Source organism: Streptomyces sp. NPDC001781, assembly GCF_053596035.1.
This window is the reverse complement of sequence record NZ_JBSFFI010000038.1, coordinates 19945-42753: the sequence shown is the minus strand read 5'-3', so window position 1 is coordinate 42753 and position 22809 is coordinate 19945. Positions and strand designations below refer to the sequence as shown.

Annotated in this window: 17 protein-coding genes; 10 read left to right on the top strand and 7 right to left on the bottom strand. The window is 71.7% G+C overall.

Annotation, left to right across the window (positions count from 1 at the left end; translation table 11 throughout):
• Positions 1 to 106: 106 nt before the first annotated feature.
• The 6 genes from infB to ACWCV3_RS26240 all read left to right on the top strand — a co-directional run bounded on the left by infB (position 107) and on the right by ACWCV3_RS26240 (position 9811).
• Positions 107 to 3190, top strand: a complete 3084-nt coding sequence (gene infB / locus ACWCV3_RS26265; RefSeq protein ID WP_451228931.1) for a translation initiation factor IF-2 — start codon at positions 107 to 109, stop codon at positions 3188 to 3190.
• Positions 3191 to 3406: 216 nt separating this feature from the next.
• The gene (locus ACWCV3_RS26260; RefSeq protein ID WP_030817206.1) at positions 3407 to 3700 is read left to right on the top strand and encodes a DUF503 domain-containing protein; all 294 of its coding nucleotides are present in this window, start codon (positions 3407 to 3409) and stop codon (positions 3698 to 3700) included.
• Between the two features lie 42 nt (positions 3701 to 3742).
• Positions 3743 to 4195: a 30S ribosome-binding factor RbfA gene (gene rbfA, locus ACWCV3_RS26255; RefSeq protein ID WP_451228926.1), complete on the top strand. Its 453-nt coding sequence runs from the start codon at positions 3743 to 3745 to the stop codon at positions 4193 to 4195.
• Entirely contained in the window at positions 4192 to 5097 is a 906-nt protein-coding gene (gene truB, locus ACWCV3_RS26250) for a tRNA pseudouridine(55) synthase TruB (RefSeq protein ID WP_451228923.1), read from the top strand. The genes rbfA and truB overlap by 4 nt, the downstream gene beginning before the upstream one ends.
• Before the next feature lie 264 nt (positions 5098 to 5361).
• Positions 5362 to 8739: a trypsin-like peptidase domain-containing protein gene (locus ACWCV3_RS26245; protein WP_451228920.1), complete on the top strand. Its 3378-nt coding sequence runs from the start codon at positions 5362 to 5364 to the stop codon at positions 8737 to 8739.
• 124 nt (positions 8740 to 8863) lie between these two features.
• Positions 8864 to 9811, top strand: a complete 948-nt coding sequence (locus ACWCV3_RS26240; protein ID WP_451228917.1) for a bifunctional riboflavin kinase/FAD synthetase — start codon at positions 8864 to 8866, stop codon at positions 9809 to 9811.
• 63 nt (positions 9812 to 9874) lie between these two features.
• Here the strand turns inward: ACWCV3_RS26240 and ACWCV3_RS26235 are convergent, their stop codons facing one another.
• The 3 genes from ACWCV3_RS26235 to eccE form a co-directional block, all read right to left on the bottom strand.
• The gene (locus ACWCV3_RS26235; protein ID WP_451228965.1) at positions 9875 to 12577 is read right to left on the bottom strand and encodes an SCO5717 family growth-regulating ATPase; all 2703 of its coding nucleotides are present in this window, start codon (positions 12575 to 12577) and stop codon (positions 9875 to 9877) included.
• Positions 12578 to 12815: 238 nt separating this feature from the next.
• Positions 12816 to 13592: a hypothetical protein gene (locus ACWCV3_RS26230; protein ID WP_451228914.1), complete on the bottom strand. Its 777-nt coding sequence runs from the start codon at positions 13590 to 13592 to the stop codon at positions 12816 to 12818.
• A complete protein-coding gene (gene eccE / locus ACWCV3_RS26225; protein WP_451228911.1) occupies positions 13589 to 14923 on the bottom strand; it encodes a type VII secretion protein EccE in 1335 nt (444 codons plus the stop codon). The genes ACWCV3_RS26230 and eccE overlap by 4 nt, the downstream gene beginning before the upstream one ends.
• Before the next feature lie 185 nt (positions 14924 to 15108).
• On the opposite strand from eccE, the gene eccB reads away from it, so the two are divergent.
• The gene (gene eccB, locus ACWCV3_RS26220) at positions 15109 to 16626 is read left to right on the top strand and encodes a type VII secretion protein EccB (RefSeq protein ID WP_451228908.1); all 1518 of its coding nucleotides are present in this window, start codon (positions 15109 to 15111) and stop codon (positions 16624 to 16626) included.
• Positions 16627 to 16655: 29 nt separating this feature from the next.
• Entirely contained in the window at positions 16656 to 17882 is a 1227-nt protein-coding gene (gene mycP, locus ACWCV3_RS26215; RefSeq protein WP_451228905.1) for a type VII secretion-associated serine protease mycosin, read from the top strand.
• Between the two features lie 150 nt (positions 17883 to 18032).
• Here mycP and ACWCV3_RS26210 read toward each other — a convergent pair whose 3' ends face one another.
• The gene (locus ACWCV3_RS26210) at positions 18033 to 18362 is read right to left on the bottom strand and encodes a DUF397 domain-containing protein (protein ID WP_451228902.1); all 330 of its coding nucleotides are present in this window, start codon (positions 18360 to 18362) and stop codon (positions 18033 to 18035) included.
• Positions 18363 to 18647: 285 nt separating this feature from the next.
• On the opposite strand from ACWCV3_RS26210, the gene ACWCV3_RS26205 reads away from it, so the two are divergent.
• Both ACWCV3_RS26205 and ACWCV3_RS26200 read left to right on the top strand, forming a co-directional pair.
• A complete protein-coding gene (locus ACWCV3_RS26205) occupies positions 18648 to 18986 on the top strand; it encodes a WXG100 family type VII secretion target (protein ID WP_164187685.1) in 339 nt (112 codons plus the stop codon).
• Positions 18987 to 19020: 34 nt separating this feature from the next.
• Positions 19021 to 19332 (top strand): WXG100 family type VII secretion target, encoded by a 312-nt coding sequence (locus ACWCV3_RS26200; protein WP_451228899.1) that lies wholly within the window; start codon positions 19021 to 19023, stop codon positions 19330 to 19332.
• Between the two features lie 76 nt (positions 19333 to 19408).
• Here the strand turns inward: ACWCV3_RS26200 and ACWCV3_RS26195 are convergent, their stop codons facing one another.
• From ACWCV3_RS26195 to ACWCV3_RS26185, 3 genes are read right to left on the bottom strand one after another with little or no spacing between them, the layout of a single operon-like run.
• Positions 19409 to 20059, bottom strand: coding sequence for a hypothetical protein (locus ACWCV3_RS26195; RefSeq protein ID WP_451228896.1), 651 nt, complete (start codon positions 20057 to 20059; stop codon positions 19409 to 19411).
• Positions 20059 to 22362: a hypothetical protein gene (locus ACWCV3_RS26190; protein ID WP_451228893.1), complete on the bottom strand. Its 2304-nt coding sequence runs from the start codon at positions 22360 to 22362 to the stop codon at positions 20059 to 20061. The genes ACWCV3_RS26195 and ACWCV3_RS26190 overlap by 1 nt, the downstream gene beginning before the upstream one ends.
• 12 nt (positions 22363 to 22374) lie before the next feature.
• Complete coding sequence (locus tag ACWCV3_RS26185; RefSeq protein ID WP_451228890.1) at positions 22375 to 22803, bottom strand: hypothetical protein; 429 nt, start codon at positions 22801 to 22803, stop codon at positions 22375 to 22377.
• Positions 22804 to 22809 lie beyond the last annotated feature (6 nt).

Genomic DNA, 22809 nt, shown 5'->3' with positions numbered 1-22809 from the left:
CGAGTCGAAAGCAGGTCGAGATTGCGATGAGCACTCGATGAGTACGCGATGAGTACGCCCATGAACTAGCGACGGTCCGGCATCACCCGGACCTCAAAGGAGCGAAGTGGCTAAGGTCCGGGTATACGAACTCGCCAAGGAGTTCGGTGTCGAGAGCAAGGTCGTCATGGCCAAGCTCCAGGAACTCGGTGAATTCGTCCGTTCGGCGTCTTCGACGATCGAAGCGCCTGTCGTACGCAAGCTGACCGACGCCTTCCAGGGCGGTGGCAACGGCAAGTCCGCCGGTAAGCCCGCCCCGCGCAAGGCGACCCCCAAGCCCGGCGCGCCCTCCCCGGCGCAGTCGGCCCGTCCGGCTGCCCCGAAGCCGGGCGCCCCCAAGCCCGCCGCGCAGCAGCCCGCTGCCCCGGCGGCTCCCTCGGCTCCCGCGCCGGCCGCTCCCGGCCCGCGTCCGGTGCCGGGTCCCAAGCCCGCGCCGCGCCCGGCCCCGGCCGCCCCGGAGTTCACCGCTCCGCCGGCCGCCCAGGCTCCGCAGGCCCCCGCCGCGCAGGGTCCCGCCACGCAGGCCCCGCGTCCCGGCGGCGCCCGTCCCGGTGCCCCCAAGCCCGGTGGCGCCCGTCCGGCCGCTCCCGGTCAGGGCGGTCAGGGCCAGGGTCAGTCGGGCCGTCCCGGCCAGGGCGCCCCGCGCCCCGGTGGCCAGGGCCAGCGTCCCGGCGGCGCCCGTCCGGCGGGTCCCCGTCCGGGCAACAACCCCTTCACCTCCGGTGGCTCCACCGGCATGGCGCGCCCGCAGGCGCCCCGTCCGCAGGGCGGTCCCCGTCCCGCCGGCGGTCCCGGTGCCCCCGGCGCCGGTCCCCGTCCGCAGGGTCCGGGCGCTCAGGGCGGCGGTCCGCGTCCGCAGGCTCCGGGCCGTCCCGGCCCCTCGCCCGCCGGCATGCCCCGTCCGCAGGGCGGCCCGCGTCCCGGCCCGGCCGGTCCGCGTCCGAACCCCGGCATGATGCCGCAGCGTCCCGCCGCGGGCCCGCGTCCCGGCGGCGGTGGCCCCGGTGGCCGCGGTCCCGGTGCCGGCGGTCGTCCCGGTGGCGGCGGCGGCCGTCCGGGTGGCGGCGGCTTCGCCGGCCGTCCGGGTGGCGGTGGCGGCGGCTTCGCCGGCCGTCCCGGTGGTCCCGGTGGCGGTGGCGGCGGCTTCGCCGGCCGTCCCGGCGGTGGCGGCGGTGGCCGTCCCGGCTTCGGCGGTCGTCCCGGTGGTCCGGGTGGCCGTGGTGGCACGCAGGGCGCCTTCGGCCGTCCCGGCGGTCCCGCGCGTCGCGGTCGCAAGTCGAAGCGTCAGAGGCGCCAGGAGTACGAGGCCATGCAGGCCCCGTCGGTCGGCGGCGTGATGCTGCCTCGCGGCAACGGACAGACCGTCCGCCTGTCGCGCGGTGCGTCCCTCACCGACTTCGCGGAGAAGATCAACGCCAACCCGGCGTCGCTCGTCGCCGTGATGATGAACCTCGGCGAGATGGTCACTGCCACGCAGTCCGTCTCCGACGAGACGCTCCAGCTCCTCGCCGGCGAGATGAACTACATCATCGAGATCGTCAGCCCGGAGGAGGAGGACCGCGAGCTGCTCGAGTCCTTCGACATCGAGTTCGGCGAGGACGAGGGCGGCGAGGAATACCTCATGCCGCGTCCGCCGGTCGTGACCGTCATGGGTCACGTCGACCACGGTAAGACCCGACTGCTGGACACCATCCGCAAGACGAACGTCGTCGCGGGCGAGGCCGGCGGTATCACGCAGCACATCGGTGCGTACCAGGTCACGACCGAGGTCAACGACGAAGAGCGCAAGATCACCTTCATCGACACCCCGGGTCACGAGGCGTTCACCGCCATGCGTGCCCGTGGTGCGAAGTCGACCGACATCGCCATCCTGGTGGTCGCGGCCAACGACGGTGTCATGCCGCAGACGGTCGAGGCGCTGAACCACGCCAAGGCGGCCGACGTGCCGATCGTGGTCGCGGTCAACAAGATCGACGTCGAGGGTGCGGACCCGACCAAGGTGCGCGGTCAGCTCACCGAGTACGGTCTGGTGGCCGAGGAGTACGGCGGCGACACCATGTTCGTCGACATCTCCGCCAAGCAGGGCCTCAACATCGAGAGCCTGCTGGAGGCCGTGGTCCTGACCGCGGACGCCTCGCTCGACCTGCGCGCCAACCCGGAGCAGGACGCGCAGGGCATCGCGATCGAGTCCCACCTCGACCGCGGCCGCGGTGCCGTCGCGACCGTCCTGGTCCAGCGAGGCACCCTGCGGGTCGGCGACACCATGGTGGTCGGCGACGCGTACGGCCGTGTCCGCGCGATGCTCGACGACAAGGGCGAGAACGTGGAGGAGGCGGGTCCCTCGACCCCGGTCCTCGTACTCGGTCTCACCAACGTCCCGGGCGCCGGCGACAACTTCCTGGTCGTCGACGAGGACCGTACGGCCCGTCAGATCGCGGAGAAGCGGGCGGCGCGCGAGCGCAACGCCAACTTCGCCCGGCGCGGGGTCCGGTTCTCCCTGGAGAACCTGGACGAGGCCCTCAAGGCCGGTCTGGTGCAGGAACTCAACCTCATCATCAAGGGCGACGCGTCCGGTTCGGTGGAGGCTCTCGAGTCCTCGCTGCTCCAGCTCGACGTCGGCGAAGAGGTCGACATCCGCATCCTGCACCGCGGTGTGGGTGCGGTCACCGAGTCCGACATCAACCTGGCGACCGGCTCCGACGCCATCGTCATCGGCTTCAACGTCCGCGCCGCGGGCCGCGCGGCGCAGATGGCGGAGCGCGAGGGTGTCGACGTCCGGTACTACTCGGTGATCTACCAGGCCATCGAGGAGATCGAGGCGGCCCTCAAGGGCATGCTCAAGCCGGAGTACGAGGAGGTCGAGCTCGGCACGGCGGAGATCCGCGAGGTCTTCAAGTCGTCCAAGCTGGGCAACATCGCCGGTGTCCTGGTCCGGTCGGGCGAGGTCAAGCGCAACACCAAGGCGCGCCTCCTCCGCGACGGCAAGGTCATCGCGGAGAACCTCAACATCTCCGGTCTGCGTCGCTTCAAGGACGACGTCACCGAGATCCGCGAAGGCTTCGAGGGTGGTATCAACCTCGGAAACTTCAACGACATCAAGGTCGACGACGTCATCGCGACGTACGAGATGCGCGAGAAGCCGCGAGCGTAACGCTGCGCTGTGCGTCGGCCGGCGGGACTTCGGTTCTGTCGGCCGACGCGCCGTCCTGGGGGCTCCGCCCCCGGATCCCCGGTGGCTACAGGCCGGGAATCCGGGGGCGGAGCCCCCAGGCAGCACGGCGCCGGGAAAACCTTGTCGAGCCACCGGCGGACAAGCGGTACGGTGCTTAGACCACCGATCCCGGACCGGCGGGTCAACCGGTTTCACATGTATGTGGGGACTCTGTCCTTCGACCTCCTCCTCGGCGACGTCCACTCGCTGAAGGAGAAGCGCTCCGTCGTCCGTCCGATCGTCGCCGAACTCCAGCGGAAGTACTCCGTGAGCGCGGCCGAGGTGGACCACATGGACCTGCACCGGCGAGCGCTCATCGGCCTCGCCACGGTGTCCGGCGACGCGGCGCACCTCACCGACGTACTGGACCAGTGCGAACGGCTGGTCGCCGCCCGCCCGGAAGTGGAGCTGCTGTCCGTGCGACGGCGCTTCCACGGCGACGACGACTGACCGAAGAAACACCAAGCAGAAGAAAGAACGGGAGACGGACCAGTGGCCGACAACGCTCGGGCGAAAAGGCTGGCGGACCTCATCCGGGAGGTGGTGGCCCAGAAGCTGCAGCGTGGGATCAAGGACCCCCGGCTCGGCTCGCACGTCACCATCACGGACACGCGCGTCACAGGTGACCTGCGGGAGGCGACCGTCTTCTACACGGTCTACGGCGACGACGAGGAGCGGCAGGCAGCCGCCGCGGGACTGGAGAGCGCCAAGGGCATCCTGCGCTCCGAGGTCGGCCGCGCGGCCGGTGTGAAGTTCACGCCCACGCTGACCTTCGTCGCGGACGCCCTGCCGGACACGGCCCGCAACATCGAGGACCTCCTCGACCGGGCCCGGCAGTCCGACGCCAAGGTGCGCGAGGCGTCCGCGGGCGCCCCGTACGCCGGTGGCGCGGACCCGTACCGCAAGCCGGAGTCCGACGACGAGACGGACGACAGCACCGAATGACAGCCAAGCCCACTCCGCCCGACGGCCTTGTCATCGTGGACAAGCCGTCGGGCTTCACCTCGCACGACGTGGTCGCCAAGATGCGCGGGATCGCCCGGACCCGCCGCGTCGGCCACGCCGGCACCCTCGACCCCATGGCCACCGGTGTCCTCGTCCTCGGTCTGGAGCGCGCCACCAAGCTCCTCGGGCACCTCGCCCTGACCGAGAAGGAGTACCTGGGCACCGTCCGGCTCGGCCAGAACACCCTCACCGACGACGCCGAGGGGGAGATCTCCTCCTCCACCGACGCCTCCAAGGTGACCCGCGAGGCGATCGACGCCGGGATCGCCAAGCTCAGCGGCGACATCATGCAGGTGCCGTCCAAGGTGAGCGCCATCAAGATCGACGGCGTGCGCTCCTACAAGCGGGCCCGTGAGGGCGAGGACTTCGAGATCCCGGCCCGCCCGGTCACCGTCTCCTCCTTCACGGTGTACGACGTCCGGGACGCGGTCGCCGAGGACGGCACCCCCGTGCTCGACCTGGTCGTCTCCGTGGTGTGCTCCTCCGGCACCTACATCCGCGCCCTCGCCCGCGACCTGGGCGCCGACCTGGGCGTCGGCGGCCACCTCACGGCGCTGCGCCGGACGCGGGTCGGCCCGTACAAGCTGGACTCCGCGCGGACCCTGGACCAGCTCCAGGAGAAGCTGACCGTGATGCCGGTCGCCGAGGCCGCCTCCGCCGCGTTCCCGCGCTGGGACGTGGACGCCAAGCGCGGCAGGCTGCTGCTGAACGGCGTCCGGCTGGAGATGCCCGAGGAGTACGCCGGCGCCGGTCCGATCGCGGTGTTCGATCCCGAGGGCCGTTTCCTCGCGCTGGTCGAGGAACAGAAGGGCAAGGCCAAGAGCCTCGCCGTCTTCGGCTGAGCGGGTCCTCCCCGGAGAGCCACGGGTGTGCCCGTGGAGCGGCGGTCACGGGGTACGTGCCACATCCGCCGCTCCACGGTCCCCCCTCGGTTCCCCCACCCCTGACCTCTATCCACTCCGCACCGCCGATTCACCCGTCCGGCCGGGCGCTCGGAGTGAACCGGGGGAGCGGAGGGGGCGCTTTCTCCCAGCGACCTGTTCCGGTGATCATCGCGCGCCTACCGTCGAGGCGAGATGCTGGTGCACGGCTGGGGAGGCAGGACCATGGCGGGAGAGGAGCCGCGGACGGGGAGCGGCGATGTGGACGACTGCGCGGACGCCCTGGTGCAGATCCGCGACCTCTCCGGGCGCCCACGCGGCATCGGTTTCCTCGCCGATCACCACGGCACCCTGCTCACCAGCCACGAGGCCGTCGAGGGTCTGGACCGGCTCGTCCTGCGCGCGGCCGACGACCGCACGCGCGTGGTCGACGCCGAGGCCGTCGTACCCCTGCCGCGCCACGGGCTGGCGCTCGTCCGTACCGAGAACCTGGGCGTGGCCCCGCTGCCGCTGACCGTGCGCGACCGGATCGAGGCGGGCACCTATGTACGGCTCGCCGCGGGCGGCTGGCGCGAGGCGCGGGTCCTCACGGCCGCGCCCGCCGCCTACCCGGCCGGCGGCCGGGGCCAGGTGCTGGGCGACGCGCTGGAACTCGCGCTCGGCACCGCCGCCCGTGACGCGCTCCGGCCGGGCGGGGGCACGACCGGCGGCCCCGTGCTCGACGCCCGTACCGGCGCGGTCCTCGGTGTCCTCGGCGCCTGCCTGCACTCGGCGGACCGCGACTCCGGCTTCGCCGCCCCCGTACGCCCCGCCGGGGAGGCGGACCCCGCGCTCACCGCGCTGCTCGCCCGCAACGCGACCACCGTCCCGGCCTACGGAACCGACCTCAACCTCGCCGGGATCCTCCAGCTCTGCGCCGCCTCCGTCAGCCAGGACGGCCCGCCCGGCACCCTCACGGGTCTGGCCGGGATCGTCGAACGCGCCTCGGTGGCGCGGGAGTCGGCCGATTTCCTGGCGGGCCCGCACGCCGTGCTCGCACTCACCGGCGATCCAGGCAGCGGCCGGACGACCGAGCTGGCGGCGCTCGCCGCCCGGCGCCGACAGGGCGACACCCCGGCACCCACGCTGTGGCTGCGCGGGGCCGACCTGCGGGACACGGACGATTCGGTGGCCGACGCCGTCCTCAGAGCGCTGGAGCGGGCCGCGCCGGTCGCCGCCGCCTCGGGACCCGCCCGGCCCGCCGACCTCGGTGCCCTCGACCCCGAAGCGCTCGCCCGACTCGCCGCCGATGCGGGCCGCCCGCTGCTGCTCTGCCTCGACGCCCCCGAGGAGATGCCGCCCGCCCTGCTGCCCGAGTGGGCCAGGGTGACCGCCGCGTGGCTGCGCGCCACCGGGGCCCGGCTGGTGCTGGCCTGCGGGGAGGAGTTCTGGGAGAGCGCCGCCGAGGACTTCCCCGCGCGCCTGCGCCTTGCCGGGCTGACCCGCCAGGAGGCCCGGACCGCCCGCTCCCGGTACGCCGTCCCCGACGGCGCCCTCACCGACGCCGACGCCCGGCATCCGCTCGCCCTGCGCCTGCTGTCCGGGCTCCCGGTCGACACGCCCCCACGCCCGGTGGACCGGTACGAGGTCTTCGCAGCCCACCTCGACCTGGTGTGCCTGCGCATCGCCGAGCGGATCGCCGCCGCCGACGGGCTCGGCGACACCGCCGTACGGCGTCTCGCCACCCGGGTCGCCGGGCAGGTGCACGAGGCCGCCCGGTGCGCGCTCGGGCACGGGCGGGGCCTGCTGGACCGGGAGACCTTCGCGGCCGTCTTCCCGCCCGGACGCGCCCCGGCCCGGCTCGGCGGGGGCACGGGGTGGGCGTCGGCCGTGCTGGAGGAGGGGCTGCTGGTCCGTTCCGGGGGCGGATACCGGTTCGCGCACGAGGAGTTCGCGGACTGGGTGCAGGGCACGCATCTCGACCTGGACGAAGCGCTGCACGTCCTGGTCCACCGACCGCGAGCGGAGCGGCCGGCCGGGGTCATGCCGGTGCCGCACCACCGGATCGGGCCCGTCGTCCAGGCCCTGCTGCTCCTCGGCCGCCGCTGCGGACCCCGCCGGCTCGCCTTCCGGCTGCGGGAACTGGCCGACGCCCTCGATCTGGACCCCGAGTCCTGGTGGGCCGCCCGGCTGCTCTCCCGGACCCTGCTGTGCACCCCGGACGCGCTGCCCTACCGGGAGGAGCTGCGCTTCCTGGCCGACCGGATCGTGGCCTGGCGGCGCGCGGGGCTGGCGGTGCCCGAGGAGTTCGGGCCCGCCTTCTGGACCGCGCTCGCGCTGCCCGACGCCGAGCGGTTCGCCCTGCTGAGGCTGCTGGTGCCGGCCGACCCGCCGGTGGCCGAGGGGGCGGGGGAGCGCTGCCTGGACGCGGCGGCCCGGCTGCTCGCCGCCGACCCGGCCGGCGGGCAGCCGCACCTCACCCGCTGGTTCGAGGACGAGCGTCCGCTGCCCGCCACCCCGCACGCCACCGTGGCCACCGCCGCCCAGGCCCTCCTGCACACCCACCGACACGGCGCGCTCGACCACCTCACCGAGGCCCTGATCGACAGCGGCCACCGCAGAGCCGTCGAACTCCTCGCGGTCCTCGCCGAGGACGAACCCTCCGCCGCCTGCCGCGCCGTCGACCGCTGGGCCCGCGACGAGGACCCCGGCCGCCGGGCCACGGCCCTGGTCCTGGCCCGCCGCACGGCACCCCACACCGGCACAGCCGCCGACCACACCCTGCTGCGCCGCGCCGCCCACGCCCTCCTGGCCCGGCCCGCCGACCGCGCCCTGCACGGGGGCGCGCTCGCGCTGCTGACCGTCGACCCGGTGAGCCGCGACCAGCACCTCCCCAGGGCGCTGCGCCACTTCACGGCGGGCGACCGCGGTCTGCCGCCCACCGCGCTCCTCCCGGCCCTGGCCACCCACCCCGACACCGTGCTCGACGCCTTCCGCGTGCGGCTGCGCGGCGGTCCCGACCCCGCCGTCAGCCTGCGCGCGCTCGCCACCGTCACCGATCCCGCGCTCGCCCGGCGTATCGCCGCTGTCGTCCGGGAGACGGTCGCTCCCCGCGCGGAGGCCGCCGCGTGTGTCGCCGAGTACGTCGACCGGCGCCTCGGCCACGGCCCCACCGCCCGCACCGAGCTGCTGCCGCTGCTCACCGGGCTGCTCGGCACGGGCTTCGAGGCGGCCCGCGCCGCCCTGGCCGCCGCCCTCGTCACCCCCGGCAGCCCGGCCACCACCCCGCTGCGCCGGGAACTCCTGGGCCTGCTGCTCGCCCACGAACGGGACCCGGAGGTACTGGTCGCGGTGCTGCGCGCGGCCGCCGCCCTGGTGGACGGTGACAGCGCGGGCCCCATCGTGGAGGAGACCCGGGGGCTGATCCACCGCACCGCCGGGCTCCTTCGCCGTACCCCCGGCGACGGCGACCACCGGCTGACCGGACTGGTCCGCGAGCTGCCCGGCTTCGGCGCCCGGCTCGCCAGTTGGCTGACGGAGGCGCCGGAGGAGTGGGCCGCCGTGGTCGGCCCCGGTGCGCGGCGCGCGATCGAGGAGCGTGCCGGGACACCCGTACCGGCGTGAGCAGGGGTTTTCGGCGTGCGCCCGGTCACAGGGGGCGTACCGATGCGGAGCCGGGTGACCCGGCATGGCACTCTTGGACCTGCACAAGAGTCAGACACGGACACGGGTTCGAGGAGCGGTCACAGTGCAGCGCTGGCGTGGCTTGGAGGACATCCCCCAGGACTGGGGGCGCAGCGTCGTCACCATCGGGTCCTACGACGGGGTCCACCGCGGCCACCAGTTGATCATCGAGCACGCCGTCGACCGTGCCCGGAAGCTGGGTGTCCCGGCCGTCGTGGTCACCTTCGACCCGCACCCCAGCGAGGTCGTACGGCCCGGCAGCCACCCCCCGCTGCTCGCCCCGCACCCGCGCCGCTGCGAACTGATGGCGGACCTCGGTGTCGACGCGGTGCTCGTGCTGCCCTTCACCACCGAGTTCTCACAGCTCTCCCCGGCCGACTTCGTCGTCAAGGTCCTGGTCGACAAGCTGCACGCCAAGGCCGTCGTCGAGGGTCCGAACTTCCGTTTCGGGCACCGGGCGGCCGGCACCGTGGACTTCCTCGCCGAGCAGGGCCGGGTCTACGACTTCGAAGTGGAGATCGTCGACCTGTACGTCACCGGTGAGGCGGGCGGCGGCAAGCCCTTCTCGTCCACGCTGACCCGCAACCTGATCGCCGAGGGCGACGTCGCCGGGGCCCGCGAGATCCTGGGCCGCCCCCACCGAGTGGAGGGCATCGTCGTCCGGGGCGCCCAGCGCGGCCGCGAACTCGGCTTCCCCACCGCCAACGTGGAGACCCTGCCCCACACCGCGATCCCCGCCGACGGCGTCTACGCCGGATACCTGTACGCCCAGGGCGAGACGATGCCCGCCGCGATCTCGGTCGGCACCAACCCGCAGTTCGAGGGCACCGAGCGCACGGTGGAGGCGTACGCCATCGACCGCGTGGGCCTCGACCTGTACGGGATGCACGTCGCCGTCGAGTTCCTCGCCTATGTGCGCGGTCAGGCGAAGTTCGACTCGCTGGACGACCTGCTGGTCCAGATGGCCGCGGACGTGGAGCGGTGCCGGGAGATCGTGGCCGCGGACGCGTAGAGCCCCAGGAACACGCAAGGGCGGCCGGTGCGTTGAGCACCGGCCGCCCTTCGCCGTCTCCGGCTACTGCTGCGGGGGCGCCTGGGGCGGGGGCGCCTGCGGGGGCGGCCCCTGGGGCGGGCCGGGATACGGGTACTGCTGCGGGCCGGGCTGCGAGGGGTACGGATGCCCCGGCTGCGGCTGATGCTGCGGTTGCTGAGGCGGGTACGGCTGGGCCGGGTACTGCTGCTGGCCGGGCACGAACGGCTGGGGCTGCTGCGGGTGCTGCGGCGGGTAGGGCAGACCGGGGGCCGGTTGTCCCGGCATCGGCGGCGCGGCGACCGGCGGCGGGTTGCCGTCCCTGGTCCACAGCCCGTGCGCCTGCTGGTGCCGTACGAAGTCCTCGGCCACCATCGCCGCGAGCGTGAAGTACGCCTCGCGCACCTTCGGGCGCATCATGTCGAGGTTGACCTCGGCACCGGCCGCCAGGTGCTCGTCGAACGGCACCACGACCACACCGCGGCAGCGCGTCTCGAAGTGCGCCACTATGTCGTCGACCTTGATCATCTTGCCGGTCTCGCGGACCCCGGAGATGACGGTGATCGAGCGGGAGACCAGATCGGCGTACCCGTGCGCGGACAGCCAGTCCAGCGTGGTGCTGGCGCTGCTCGCGCCGTCCACCGAAGGCGTGGAGACGATGATGAGCTGGTCGGCCAGGTCCAGCACCCCGCGCATGGCGCTGTAGAGCAGACCGGTTCCGGAGTCGGTCAGGACGACCGGGTACTGGCGGCCGAGCACGTCGATCGCGCGCCGGTAGTCCTCGTCGTTGAACGTGGTCGACACGGCCGGGTCCACGTCGTTGGCGATGATCTCCAGCCCGGAGGGCGCCTGCGAGGTGAACCGCCGGATGTCCATGTACGAGTGCAGGTGCGGGATCGCCTGGACCAGGTCACGGATGGTCGCGCCGGTCTCCCGTCGCACCCGGCGGCCGAGGGTGCCGGCGTCCGGGTTGGCGTCGATGGCGAGGATCTTGTCCTGCCGCTCCGAGGCCAGGGTGGCACCCAGCGCGGTGGTCGTGGTCGTCTTGCCGACGCCGCCCTTGAGGCTGATCACCGCTATGCGGTAGCAGGACAGCACCGGAGTGCGGATCAGCTCCAGCTTGCGCTGCCGCTCCGCCTCCTCCTTCTTGCCGCCCAGCTTGAACCGGGACGCGGCCGCCGCGGGGCGCCCGCTGCGCGTCTTCTGCCGCTTGTTGTTCAGCAGACGGTCGGAGGACAGCTCCACCGCCGCGGTGTAACCGAGCGGCGCGGCACCGGGATGCGTGGGCTGCCGCTGGTCGTGCTGCAGGGGCTGCGGCCACGCGGCACCGGCACGGGGATCCACGGGGGGCCGGCCCTCGGGACCCCGCGGAAAGCCGTTACCGGGCTGCGGTGCGGTCGGGTCGGCCTGCGGGGAGCCGGTCTGCTGCTGGGGGAAGCCGTAACCGGGGGGCGGGGTGGGGGAGGCCGGGGGCTGCTGCGGTGCGCTCTGCTGCGGGAAGCCGTAACCGGCGGGCGTGGCAGGGGGGTTGGGGGGCTGGGGAGAGTCGCTCTGCTGGCGCGGGAAGGCGGCGGGCGGCGGGGTGGGAGCCGTCTGCGGCTGCTGGGGGGCGCCCTGCTGCTGCGGGAAGCCGTGACCGGGCTGCTGCGCGGGAGGATTGGGCTGCGCGGGGAAGCCGTGGCCCGGTGCCGGTGCCGGTGCCGGTGCCGGTGCCGGTGCCGGTGGCGGCTGCGGGGCCTGCTGCTGGGGCGGGAAGCCGTAACCGGGCGCAGGAGTCGGCTGCTGGGGAGCCGGCTGGTCCCACGCGGCCGGGACGGGCTGCGTCGGGGCGGGCCGCTGCTGCGGGGGCACGGCTGCGTGCGGCGGCCGGTCCGGCGTGGGCCCGGCCTGCGCGGGCCACTGTGCCGCCGGGGCGGGAGCGGCGGGCTGGTACGACGGGGGCAGCGGAGGGACGCCCTGCTGCGGGGCGGGCGGGGGAGTCCAGGCGGGGGTCTCGGCAACGGGTGCCTCGGCGGCCGGGGCTTCCGGGACGTCCGCGGCCCCGGTGCCGGCCTCCGCGCCCTTGGTACCGGCCTCCGGGGCGGCGGACTCCTGCTCGGGAGAAGCGTCGGGGGTGTCGTCCCGGGCGGACTCGTCCTGGGCTGACTCCGCCTCGACCGTGCCGTCCTCGTTCCCGGCCTCGGCGGAAGCGCTCGGCTTCTCGTCGCCGGCCCCGGCAGCGGCGGCATCCGTCCCCGCGTCCGTGCCGGGCGCACCCTGGGCGTCCTCGTCGCCCCTGTCCGCCGCCCCTTCCTCGACCGCATCCCGCTCCGCGATCTCCCGCTTCAGCGCGGCGGCTGAGAAGCGCACGGTCGCCCCGGACTCCAAGTCCCCGTTATCCGGCTCCGGCTCGGGCGTGGGCGCCGACGTGTCGCCGGCCCCCTGCGCCTCGAACCCCGTCGGAAGCTGCGGCACCGGCACCGGCACCGGACTGCCGGCCGACGGTGCGGGCGGGGCCGAGGGCGTGGGCGGGTTGTACGGCGTGCCGGGCGCGTGCGGCGTCGCCGGGAACGGCGGCACAGGAGCAGGCTGACCGGAAGCGTTCGTACCGCCACCGGCCGAGACGCCGGAGGCTCCCGCGCCGGACGACGACGCGTTCTGCGTGTACCAGGCGGGCGGCGCGTAGTCGATGGTGAACTCGCCCGTGTTCTCGACTGCCGACTCCGCGTCGGGCTGGTCGTCGTCGGGTGTGGCCCAGCCCCCGCGCATACCGTCCCGATCGCTGCTCACAGTTCCTCCTGGTGTGGTCGAGCACTTTCATCGCGTGCCAGGGCGACCGGGCCGTGTGACAGCCAGGTCCACCGCCGCTCCCCCCAGGGACGGTGCCCGTCCACGGGTTTCGGCATCGCGCCCGCTCCCAGCCTAATCACCACGAGCCCCACCCCGGCAGGCCCGGTTCACACCCGGAACGCTCACAACACGAACAAAGCCTCCGGGAACGGCCGGTTCAGTCCATCCGCCGCGGGTTGCCCAGCAGTCCGACCTCGGCGTCGGTGGGCTGCGTCAGCACGTACTGCCGGTCCCGGTCGGTGCACCACAGGGTGACCCCGTCGGGCAGTTCCGGCAGCGACCCGACCTCGGTCCGCGACAACCCCATCGTGCGCCCCAGCTCGGCCGCCTCGTCCGGCGAGACCCGCTGGATGCCGGTGAGTCGCGCCTGGCGCAGCAACCGGGGCGCGACCGGGGAGAGATACGGCAGCAGCGTCACCACCGACTGCCAGGGACCCGCCGCCACCCGCCCACGCGGTGGCCGCATCCCGCAGTCCCGCACCACCAGCACCGGCGTGCCCGCGGACGCGCCCTGCGGAGGCACCCGGCCCACCTCGTACACCGAGAGGCCGTTCTGCCCGCCGCCCATGGCGTGCACCATCTGCATCCACGCCTGCGGACGGCCGGTCTCCACCGCGACCCGCGCACCCGTGGCCGCCGTACGCAGCGCAAGCACCTGCGCCGTCCACAGGCCGCCGATCAGCACCACGTCGTACGGCGTCGGCCGGTTGACGCCCAGCACCGCGGGACGCCCCTCGGTGTCCACGCCCGCCACCACGCCGTCGTCGCCGATGGGCAGCGCGAGCGCGTCCAGTTCGGCGGCGGGCAGGAGATGCCGGCCGTGCCGGGGACCGAGCAGCCCGAACCCCTGCCGCAGCCGCTCCCCGGCCCGGCGCAGCCCGGACCCCACGCGCGTGGGCGCCTCCGGGGCGGTGACCGCCTGTGTGCTCGTCATCGCGCGCCTCCCAGTGGCAACGTGGCCAGCATGCCCGGTAGCTGCTCACGGTCCAGCCGGGCCAGCCCCGCCCCGGCGTGCCGGGCCGCACCCTCCAGCGAGCGGCGCGCGGCCACGAGTTCGTCGTCGCTGCGCCCCGTCACCCGAAGGTGACCGGTCAGCATCACCTCCTGCCGCTCCGCCCGCGCGAGCGTCAGACTGAACGTGGTGGCCAGTGCCGGCGTCGCCGTCACCAGCGCGACGAACTGCGGCAGCGTCTCGCCCCGTTCCCCGCCCAGCCGGGGCCAGCGCCGTATCCAGTACGTGGTGTGCCGGCGGTTGTCGCAGCGCCAGCCGCGCCCGGACTCCTCGGTGCGCCGCTCGCGCCGCTCACCGCGCCCCGCCTCCGCCGTGACCAGCGGATTGGCGGAGGCCGAGATGGCAAGCGCGCCGATCAGCTCCTCCTCGTCGAGAACGGTCGCCCGCATGCCCGCGCCCGTCAGCCGGCTCGCCAGATGGTCCGCCACCCGCGCGACGCACCTCTGCGCCCCCGGAAGGCCACCTCCGCGCGCGGCCACGGCCTCGGCGCACAGCTCGGGATCGAGCTTCAGCGCGATCCAGGTGATGCGGACCGCCGGAGCGCCCGTCTGCTCCTGCAGCGGACGGTAGTTGGCGACGGCGACGGACTGCTGGGGAAGGTGCAGCGCGGGGGCTGGCTGGGTGTGCAGCACCACCTGGGCGGACTCCAGCCGGATGCCGTCCACCTCCAGGGCGTCCCGCACCAGGGAGAGAGGGAGGGGCTGGCGATCGCGGTCGGCGCGCAGTGCCGTCGCGTCGGCCTCCACCTGGAGCACGGCGGTGAGGAACGTGCCGTCACCCACCATGCCGACCGGACGCCGGTCGCGTCCCCCGTACGAGTAGGTCCGCAGCGCGGGCTCGCACTCGAGCGCGGGCACCAGCGCGGGCTCCGTGCCCGGCGGAACGGGTGTTTTCCGGGCGCGCTGTTGACGAGCCCTCAACGCCCGCGCGGTGACCAGCCATTCGGGGAGCGTGCGGCCCCTGCGGCGCACCACCGCCAGCAGTACCAGCGCCACCGCGACCAGGCCCGCGGGCATCAGCGCGAACGGCGAGATCACCCAGCCGACGACGAGGACGGCGACCGCCAGTTCCAGCAGTACGAGCCGTTGCAGGCGAAACGATCCGACCTGCCCACCCGTCGTACGGAAGCGGGTTCCGCCGGGGACGGGCGGAGTCCCGGACTCCGCCCGCGATCCGCCGGACTCCGGCCCGGACGCGCGAGGGTCCCCGGCCCGCGCCCGGCCCCGCAAGCGCGACCGCGTAACGGAAGCCATCACCGAATCCCCCCGTATCACTCACAACTCACAGGTCCCGGCATCCCATTCGGGCCCCTCGAAGGCCCCGGTACCCTACCCGCTCCACCAGCACCGGCGGCCACCATGCATAGTAGAGGGCCGGTCTGACATCGCGACGCGGGACCGGTGCCCGCCACTGCGACAACGGGGAGAAGCAGGCACTTATGGCATCACGGCGGGATGAACTCAACGCCTACACGTTCGCGAAGAGGCGCACCCTCGCCGCCTTCCTCCAGCCGTCGCCGTCCGGGACCGAGGAAGGCGCCCCCAAGCCGCTGCGGGCCGTCGTTCCGACCCTGGTCGCGGGCGCGCTGACGCTCGCCGTGTTCGGCGCCTGGGGCATGTTCCAGCCCACCGCGCCCTCCGGCTGGGACGAGCCCGGCACCCGCGTCATCGTCGGCAAGCAGTCCACCACCCGCTACGTCGTGCTCAAGACGGGGAGGACCACCCGCCTGCACCCCGTGCTCAACCTCGCCTCCGCCCGCCTGCTGATGAACGACGCCGGCTACCAGGTCATCCAGGTCAGCGACAAGATCCTCGACTCCGGCAAGCTGTCGCGCGGCCCCATCCTCGGCATCCCCTACGCCCCCGACAGGCTCCCCGCCGCCGACGACGCGGGCACCGCCAAGCGCTGGGCCGTGTGCGAACAGCCGGGCGGCAAGGGCGAGACCGTCCAGCAGGCCACCTTCGTCCTCGCCGCACGGGACGCTCCGAAGACGGACGGCGCGGGCCGCCTCCACGGCGGTGACGTGCTCTACGTCAAGACCCGCACCGGCGCCCGATACCTCGTCGACGCACGCGGCACCGCCTACGCCCTCACCGGCACCGCCGACGACCTGCTGACCAACGCCCTCGTCGGCACCCGGCAGCCCCAGACGGTCACCAAGGAATGGCTCGCCACCCTCCACCAGGGCGCCCCCATCCGCTTCCCGCGGCTCCCCGCGAACGTCGGCGCCCCCGCCGGGGTGCCCGGGCAGCTCTCCCCCCAGGAGAACAGGGTCGGCATGGTCCTGCGGACCGAGACCGGCGAGGGCACCAGGTACTACGTCGTGCTCCCCGGAAAGGTGCAGTCCGTCAGCGACTTCACCGCCTGGCTGCTCATCACCTCACCGCAGACCGGCAAGCTGAACATGAACAACCGGGCGAGCACCGTCGGCCTCCAGGACTTCACCGCCGACCCCGCCCCGTTCGCCGAGCAACCTGCCAGCTGGCCCCAGCAGCAAGCGAGTCGGGTCAACACAGCTGGCTCCGGCCGCGACACGGTGTGCAGCGTGCTCCGCGACGTCTCCCGCGACAACACCACCACCCTGAGCACCTGGGCCGGCAAGGACTACCCGGCCGAGATCACCGCCGACGGCACCAGCACCTACGTCACCCCCGGCACCGGCCTGCTCTACACCCAGAGCCAGGGCACCGCGACCACCGCGGGCGGCCTCTTCCTGGTCACCGACACCGGCCTGCGCTACGCCGTTCAGAACAACGGGGACAGCGACAGCCGCACCTCCGACATCGGCGCCCGGGCCGAGAAGTCCTCCGACGGCACCCCCGAGCCCAGCGAGGCCCAGGTCAAGCTCGGCTACGAGAACGTCCGTCCCGCCAAGGTGCCCGCCGACTGGTCCGAACTGCTCGCCAAGGGACCCCGCCTCGACACCAACGGCGCCCGCCAGCCGCAGGGTTCGTGAGCGCGCACCTTCCACGCGACGACAACACGATGAGGAGCGCCGTAGGAGTGCTGCCCGCGAAGGCAACCCTGCTGACCGCCGCCGTACTGCTGACCACCCTCGGTGCCGCCCCGCCCGCTCCCGCCTTCCACCTGGACGGCAGCGGCGAGTGCACCTTCCCCGCCAAGACCGTCAAGGGCACGCCCTGGTTTCTCCAGCGCGTGCTGCTGGACGAGCTGTGGCGCGGCACCGACAAGGGCAGAGGCGTCCGGGTGGCCGTCATCGACACCGGCGTCGACACCAAGAACCCCCAGCTCACCCCGGCCGTCGACAAGGCGCTCGGCCGCGACTTCCTGACCCGGGGCAAGGGCGCCGATCCCACAGACGACCAGGTCGGCCACGGCACCAAGGTGGCCGGGATCATCGCGGCCCGCCCCCGCGCGGGCACCGGGTTCGTAGGGATCGCCCCCAACGCCACCATCATCCCGATCCGGCAGAACGACGCCCGCAGCAGCGGCGACTCCGACTCCATGGCCAGGGCGATCGACCACGCGGTGGCCAAGGGCGCCGACGTCATCAACATCTCCCAGGACACCACCAAGCCGCTCTCCGGCACCTCCGCCCTCGCCGAGGCCGTGCGACGGGCCATCGCGCGCAGGATCGTGGTGGTCGCCTCCGCGGGCAACGACGGCCTGGACGGCAAGGTCAAGAACACCTACCCGGCCGCCTTCCGCGGCGTCCTGGCCGTCGCCTCCTCGGACCGCAACAACGAACGCGCGCCCTTCTCCCAGGCGGGCTCCTTCGTCGGCGTCGCCGCACCCGGCGTCGACATCCTGTCCACCGTCCCGGGCGGCGGCCAGTGCACCGACAACGGCACCAGCTTCTCGGCACCCTTCGTCGCCGGAGTCGCCGCGCTGCTCAAGGAGAAGCACCGCGACTGGAGCCCGGCCCAGATCGTCACCCGCATCGAGCAGACCGCCGAGCGCTCGGTCAACGGCCGCGACAACTTCGTGGGCTGGGGCGTCGTCGACCCCGTACGCGCCGTCCAGGACTCCGACCTCGCCGCCGCACCGGCCAGCCCCACGCCCGACCCCGGCCTGTCCAAGGCCCCCGTGCCCGACGTGGCGCCCTTCTCGCTGGCCGAGTCCCCCGAGGAGCGCGACCGGCGCTACGCGACCTACGCGCTCGGCGTCGCCGTCGTCCTGGTCGCCGTCATCGCGGGCACCGCCATCGTCACGCGCGACCTGCGCCGCCGCCGGAGGGGCCCCGGGGCGTGAGCTTCGGCCCGCCTCCGTCCGAGCGCTGACAGGACGCGGGACGGACACCGCGGGCCTTCGCCGCGCGGAGCGGCCGCGGGCGTCGTCGCCGGCGCGCGGGGACGGTGCGAACGGGTGTAGGCCCCCCGGGGGCCCTCCCACCGACTGCCGCTAGTCGGAGGCGGCCTCCCGCTCACTCCCGGACTCCTCGACGGCGCCGAGACCGCCGTTGCGCTCGGTGGGCGTCAGGTCGAACTCCCCGTCGCGTGCGCCGAGTACGAAGGCGTGCCACTCGGCCGCCGTGTAGCGCAGCACGGTCCCGGGTTCGAGCGAGGACCGCATGGCCACGGCGCCGTCGGGGAGATGGGCGATCTCCACCCGCTCCTCGTGCTCCTCCGCGCCGGGCGCGCAGTGCCAGGTGACGCCGGAGATGTCGAGGGCGTACAGCTCGTCGCGCTCACGATCCTTGCGCGCCTTCATCTCCTCAGCCGTCTCCGTCATGACGCGGCGACCTCTTTCCCACGCTGTGTTCAGGCAGTTGCGGCCACGGTACCGGTTGCCGGAACTCCCGTATGTTGACTTTGCAGTTGGAAGGGCCACGCTGAATGACTAGAGTGACTTCGGGTGCCACGACTGTGGTACCGCACGGGGGCGGTGCGACGCTGCGGCCACGCGGCGCGTGAACACGCAGCAGGTCTTGCCCGCCAGGAGGGCCGGGACATCGGTTCCGGCGGACCCGTCGCGGTGGTGAAGGTCACCGTCGCAGCAAGAGGAGGGCAAGAACGTATGGCTTCGGGCGTTGACCTCAGCGCACACGCGCTCACCGGACTCGCGAACGACATCAGGGACTTCCACCACACGGTGAGCGAGCGCGTGACGTCCCTCAACCGGGTCGTCGACATGATCCAGGCCGGCTGGAAGGGCGCGGCGGGCAAGGAGTTCGACACCGTCCAGCAGGGTGTGAACAGGAACCTCAAGAAGCTCCAGGACGACCTCGTCGACCTGGAGGAGGCGATGCGGGCGAGCGTCGGCGGGTTCACCGACCAGGAGCAGGAGCGGATCTCCGACATCCGCAAGGTCGACAACTCCTACGAGGTCAAGAGCAGCATCACCGACCTCGCCTGATTTCCCGGCCGCATCCACGAGGGAGAAACGCATCATGAGCTACTCCGCAGACCGCACCGCAGTCAATTACGACACCGTCACCCAGGCCGCCAGCGACGTCCGCAACACGGCCAAGAACCTTTCCGAACAGCTCGACACCCTCATGGGTCGCGTGAAGGCCGTCGCCGAGACCTGGGAGGGCGAGGCGAAGACCGCCTACGCCGAGATCCAGCGCGACAGCAGCGAGCAGATGGACCAGATGACCCACAAGCTCGCCCGCATCGCCAAGCTCCTCGACGACTCCGTCGTCGGCTACCAGGACACGGACAAGGGCAACGCGGCCCGGTTCCGGATGCTGATGGGCTGAGCCGAGCCGGGACTCAACCAAGGGGCGCCCCGCGTGTGCGGGGCGCCCCTTGGCGTTTCACTCGAAAGAGGCAGGCTCAGCGGGGGCCGTAGACCCCGGAGACGGCTTCCGGTGCCCCTTCGGACAGGTTGGTCTCCTGACAGCCGAGCTGCTGGGCGACGTCTCTCGCGGCCGCGTTCGTGACGAGCATCTGGTCGTCGACCTCCTGTTTACCCGACAGCTTGACGTTGCTTTCGCGCTCCAAACTGGCGTTGATGATGAAGCTTTTTTTGGGTTTGCTCATGTGGCACCGGAAGTAGATCGTGGCCCACCGGTGCGAGGCCGACGCAGACGCTCCGGTACGGTAGTACGTGTAGGATTTCTCGGACTCGGGGTTCGCCTTCAGGATAACCACGGCTTCTCGGAAGGAGAGCGTGACGAGGCGATCACCGCCCGACGGCGGCCTCAGAAGGCACTTCGGCACCCCATCCATTTCCGCGTCATCGACTTTGCCGTCCGCAGCGCGCAGAGTCGCCAGCGCCTTCTCCGGTTCAGAACCACTCTCGCTGAAACGCTCCGCGCCAGCCAGTCTCGTCAACGTGGATGCTATAGAGGGCGCATAGGCAAACTTCCCACACACCTCACTGGCCTGAACTCCTTCGTCATCTTCTTGGACGCCTCCGCTGCACGCGGAAATCGCCCCCAGCAGGGTGAGGGCTACCGTTGCGGATCTCAGACTGCGCAGCATCAGTCGTCCTTTTTGTATGGGTCAGGAAGATCGGAGTCGGTGAACTGGACGCGGGAGCTCTTCAGTACGCCTGTCAGGTCTTCCCGGATGAAATTACTGTTCTCCTCACTCCATCCGGGGGCGCTGGCGTACGCGGTGACTGGAAGGCGGGTGTACGCCTTCCCTTGGGCCAAAGCATCCGACTGGAGATCGTCGTACTTCTTCTTCAGTTCCTTGTCCATGTTCTCGGCATGACTTTCAGCCGCATTGTCCGCATACATCCCGAGGCCGCTCACTACCGCACTCCCAACGGTGTCCGCGATCAGAGGAACAAACGGACTGGCTACGCCCTCGGTGGCGATGGAGATACCTCCCCCCACTACCGCCTCGGTGCCGAACTTGATCCACTCAGTGGACTCGGCGATGGCCTTCTTCTTCTCTTCTGAATCCTTCTCGTAGTCCTGATCAATCTGTCCCATGCGCGAATGATCGAGAATTCCGTGGATTTCGGCACCGACACGAACCGTAGTGTGAGCGTCGGTCATGTCCGTGTTCTTGATCTCCGCCGAGCCGGGTTCAGGTCCGACCACCCCGAGGGTGTGCGCGGTATACACGGTCTGCGCAGCGGAAAGAGCAGCATGGCCTTCCTTGCTTTGCGCAACGATGCTCATGAAGTTCGTGGCGTCACCGCTCTTGAAGATCAGGTTGTCGTTGTACTCCACCCCGAAGCGAGAGGTGCCGTTCGCGAGGTTGGCCCCGAACGGCGAGTTATCGATTTCGCGCCTCGACTCCGGGTCGTCCTGCTCCATGGAGCGATCGAACTCGTCGATGTACGCGCTGCCGATCTTGCCCAGGCTGTCCGAGATCCCCTGCTCGTGCGAGTACTTGGGATCACTGCCGTAGAACCCCACGATCTTCTGGACCACCTTCGCGTTGTCCAGCGTCCGTGTGTCCTTGAGTCCCTCGGCCGGTGCGTCGTAAGCGTGGCCGGTCGCCGCGGACTCCAGGGCGTGCCCGAGGCTGTCGTAGCCGTATTTGGGCCCGTAACCGTCCTTGTGCACGTCCTCGATCCATGCCCGCTCCTTCGTGAAGTACCTGAAGGCATCGACGGGCTTGTGCTCCCCGGAGACGTCGATCTTGCTGTTGAAGAAGTCGGTAGACGCCTCGGAGTTGTGCCCGAGCGCCTCCATGAAGCCGGCCATGGGATCGCGTCCGAGGTCCGTGCCCTCCCAGTTCAGACGAGGCGGCGTACCCATCGCGACGTTCCAGACCTGCCCCGGCCGCAAGGCTCCGTTGTGCGTCATCTTGTTCTCGGCCACCGTGACCGCGGTCCCATAGTCCTTCAGGAACTTGGTGTCGAACGAACCGTGCCGCATCAGGTTGCTCATCACCTGGAAGCCGTGGGCAGATGTCCCACGGCCCTGCACCACGTCGGTGCCGGAGTTGATGACATCGGACTTCCACCGCTCCATGGCCGGACTGTGCGAGTGGGTCGCCTCGGCCAGCGTCATGCTCCAGTTCTGCTGAAGTTCCTTGATCTGCTTCTGGTGGTCGAGCGCGAGACGCGAACCGTCCAAGGGGTCACCCATGTCGACCCAGTAGTCGAGATTGCCCTTCACTCCGACCTCTAGTGCGAAGCGCTCAGCGAAGTACGCGTCACCTTTGTTGTCCGTGAAATACTTATTCAGGCGGGTGATCTCCTCGGAGGACGCGTCGTCCCCTTTGGCGACGAGCCTCGCTGCTGCCTTGGCGTCCTCGGCGTCCTGGACGTGAGCCGCCTGCTTTAGGGACTTGTACTCGGTGCCGGAGAAGTTGTTGTCGTCCTTACCGGTCAGCGTCCGCAGGGCGCGCGCAGCGGTCTCGTCCGCCTCCGTCGCCGCGCTCACGGCCTCCTTGATGCCGCTGCGAACGTGGTCGAAGTCCGCCTGCTTCGGCTCCGGTCCGTTGTAGTTCTTCGCGCGCCGGCTGGGATGGATCACCGTCCCATCCGAATTGATATGGATGCCCTTGCCCGGAGCATCGTCCACGATCCTCCGGAGCCTGTTCTTCGCGGACTTGAATTCCTGATGCGCGTCCCGGAGGATGTTCCGGATGCTTTCTGCCTCTTTGGCCGCGTCGCCGAACTCCTTGGCGGTCTTTTTGATGAAAGAGCGGGTTACGCCGGCGTTCTGACCCTTCCAGTCCGCCTTCTCCGCCCTGTGCTGCATTCCCTTTTCGGCCTTTTCTTGCAGCACCTTCAGTTTCTTGACGGTCTCCGTCCAGTCGTTCACGGCGTCCTGCATGCTGCCCAGACGGGCATGGAGGAGATCGTCGAACGCGACCATGCTCAGGTTTCCTTACTTGAAATGCTTGTCGATTTCCTCGACAGAAAGATTCGTCTTGAGGGTTTCCTCATAGTTCTTGTGCGTCCACACCGTGTCCTCCAAGTGGTTATGGATGTGCGCACACGCACTGAGCAGCGCCTCCGCCTGCGAACGCCACGTGTCCCACGCGGAGTACAACGCGGAGCCGGTCTTGAACCCGTCGTCGGTCAACTGGGTCGAGGCCGTGCCGGTGGCGGCGCCTGCGTGGAAGGCGTCGGTCTCGAGGTGGTGAAACAACTCCTGCGCGTCGTTCCCCACGGCCTTCAGGTCCGGCGAAGTGACGGTGTAGTCGGAGGCACCCTCGCCCGCGTCTCCTGCCACCACGTGATTGAGCCGCGTACTGCTCTGCTGCCGGGCCGCAGCGGTGTGACGCGCCTGTCCCCACATCTCATCGAACGACATGTACGT

Excerpts from the sequence above, each read along its gene's own strand:
- ACWCV3_RS26260 (WP_030817206.1), top strand. The coding sequence starts at position 3,407 with ATGTATGTGGGGACTCTGTCCTTCGACCTCCTCCTCGGCGACGTCCAC.
- truB (WP_451228923.1), top strand. The coding sequence starts at position 4,192 with ATGACAGCCAAGCCCACTCCGCCCGACGGCCTTGTCATCGTGGACAAG.
- ACWCV3_RS26245 (WP_451228920.1), top strand. The coding sequence starts at position 5,362 with ATGGCGGGAGAGGAGCCGCGGACGGGGAGCGGCGATGTGGACGACTGC.
- ACWCV3_RS26235 (WP_451228965.1), bottom strand. The coding sequence starts at position 12,577 with ATGCGCGGGGGCTGGGCCACACCCGACGACGACCAGCCCGACGCGGAG.
- ACWCV3_RS26230 (WP_451228914.1), bottom strand. The coding sequence starts at position 13,592 with ATGACGAGCACACAGGCGGTCACCGCCCCGGAGGCGCCCACGCGCGTG.
- eccE (WP_451228911.1), bottom strand. The coding sequence starts at position 14,923 with ATGGCTTCCGTTACGCGGTCGCGCTTGCGGGGCCGGGCGCGGGCCGGG.
- eccB (WP_451228908.1), top strand. The coding sequence starts at position 15,109 with ATGGCATCACGGCGGGATGAACTCAACGCCTACACGTTCGCGAAGAGG.
- mycP (WP_451228905.1), top strand. The coding sequence starts at position 16,656 with ATGAGGAGCGCCGTAGGAGTGCTGCCCGCGAAGGCAACCCTGCTGACC.
- ACWCV3_RS26210 (WP_451228902.1), bottom strand. The coding sequence starts at position 18,362 with ATGACGGAGACGGCTGAGGAGATGAAGGCGCGCAAGGATCGTGAGCGC.
- ACWCV3_RS26205 (WP_164187685.1), top strand. The coding sequence starts at position 18,648 with ATGGCTTCGGGCGTTGACCTCAGCGCACACGCGCTCACCGGACTCGCG.
- ACWCV3_RS26200 (WP_451228899.1), top strand. The coding sequence starts at position 19,021 with ATGAGCTACTCCGCAGACCGCACCGCAGTCAATTACGACACCGTCACC.
- ACWCV3_RS26195 (WP_451228896.1), bottom strand. The coding sequence starts at position 20,059 with ATGCTGCGCAGTCTGAGATCCGCAACGGTAGCCCTCACCCTGCTGGGG.
- ACWCV3_RS26190 (WP_451228893.1), bottom strand. The coding sequence starts at position 22,362 with ATGGTCGCGTTCGACGATCTCCTCCATGCCCGTCTGGGCAGCATGCAG.
- ACWCV3_RS26185 (WP_451228890.1), bottom strand. The coding sequence starts at position 22,803 with ATGTCGTTCGATGAGATGTGGGGACAGGCGCGTCACACCGCTGCGGCC.